The 1,683-nt window shown below is 41.6% G+C and carries 1 protein-coding gene; it reads left to right on the top strand.

Annotation, left to right across the window (positions count from 1 at the left end; genetic code table 11):
* Positions 1-556 precede the first annotated feature (556 nt).
* Positions 557-1,318, top strand: coding sequence for a phospholipid-binding lipoprotein MlaA (mlaA, locus tag REG_RS10210; protein ID WP_039908931.1), 762 nt, complete (start codon positions 557-559; stop codon positions 1,316-1,318).
* Positions 1,319-1,683 lie beyond the last annotated feature (365 nt).

Raw genomic sequence — 1,683 nt, 5'->3', positions numbered from 1 at the left:
TTTCCTGCCTTCAAAGCGTATATTTCACCGAATATTTTTCCTACAGTAGAGTCAGTTTGCATGTTAGGTATATACCCTTCGCCTTTGAAGCAGAAACCAGACACTGAACGATCAGTCGTCACCGTCTAAGAGACTATACCCAATGAATTTTGCGTTACGACAAGGCGGTAATCAATCGAATCGGTACATGACAGAGGATGGGTGATCGCTGCCAACGCCGCCGTAACTTGAAAGGCAAAGGGTATATTCAAAATTTTCTTTGAGCGACGCTCAATGGATGAAAAAAGAGATTTCAACAGGCTCTAACGAGGCTCTCCCTCTGGATTCCAGTAAGAGGAGAATGTCAAAAAATTAATTTATACCCTTCGCCTTTGAAGCTGCCGCGTTGTTGGCTGCGGGTGTTCGCCGAATCACTTAGTCTATCTACGTTCATCGGTCTCACGCCCTGGCAGCCGAAGGCAACTTCAAGGGCTGTGGGTATATCACCACAGGGTGAATGCTGAAAGGTTGCTGTTGGAAATTCTCCGCAAACGGGATGCGTTTATGTAACAAAGATATGAATTATCGCCTGATTTGGCTAATTTTTACAATTTTGCTAGTGGGTTGTACCAGTCGTTCGCTGGAAAAAAATGAGCCACATCGTTACGATACACTAGAGAGTTTTAACCGAGCGATGTTTAATTTTAACTATAACATCCTTGATCCTTACCTGTTGCGTCCGGTGGCGGTGATGTGGCATGGTGCTGTGCCACAACGTGCTCGCAATGGACTCAATAATTTTTTCAGTAATCTTGAAGAGCCGGCCAGTATGGTCAATAGCTTGTTGATCGGCGACGCATATAAAGCCATGACACATTTCAATCGTTTTTTTCTAAATACTTTATTGGGTGTCGGTGGATTTATTGATGTTGCCGGTATGACTAATCCTAAACTGGCAAGAGAGCTTCCCTATCGTTTTGGCTCAACATTGGGTCACTATAATGTTGGCTATGGCCCCTATCTGGTTCTGCCGGGTTACGGTAGTGCAACATTTCGTCAGGATGGCGGAAAATGGTTAGATACTTTATATCCTATGCTCAATTATCTAACATTTTGGATGGCTACCGGTAAATGGATTATCGAAGGGATAGAGACGCGGGCACAACTATTGAATTCCGATGCTTTGTTGCGTAACTCATCGGATCCTTATCTGATGGTACGTAGCGCTTATTTTCAACGCTATGATTTTCTCGCTAATGATGGCGTATTGAAACCCGAAGCTGATTCAAATGGGCAAATTATCCAAGATGATTTACAACACATTGATTCTAATGATTAATAATTATTACGCTTTATCAACGAGCGATATACCCTTCGCCTCTGAAAAGGAAAGGGTAATATTTTTTCCCATCCGGTAAAATTGAAAGCATATCTTTGATTTTCCTAAAAAAATCTACATTAAGATAAAAAATAATAATTATGTCACTCCAAAATACAAGACACAAAATATTCAATACGTTTAAAACGCGCCAAAACATGTGTCTATTCACTGATGTTATTCATTGCTGCCATAATCATCTTATGTGGCAACGATGCTACAAATGCTTATCCCATCATATGCGCATTCAGCGCCTTTGTTTTCTTTTGTGGGCTACTTTATTTCTTCTCAGGCAAGGCTATATTCGCCCTGTCCACCAGCAGTGT

It is taken from the genome of Candidatus Regiella insecticola LSR1 (genome assembly GCF_000143625.1).
Taxonomy (GTDB): domain Bacteria; phylum Pseudomonadota; class Gammaproteobacteria; order Enterobacterales; family Enterobacteriaceae; genus Regiella; species Regiella insecticola.
This window is presented reverse-complemented; position numbering and strand designations above follow the sequence as displayed.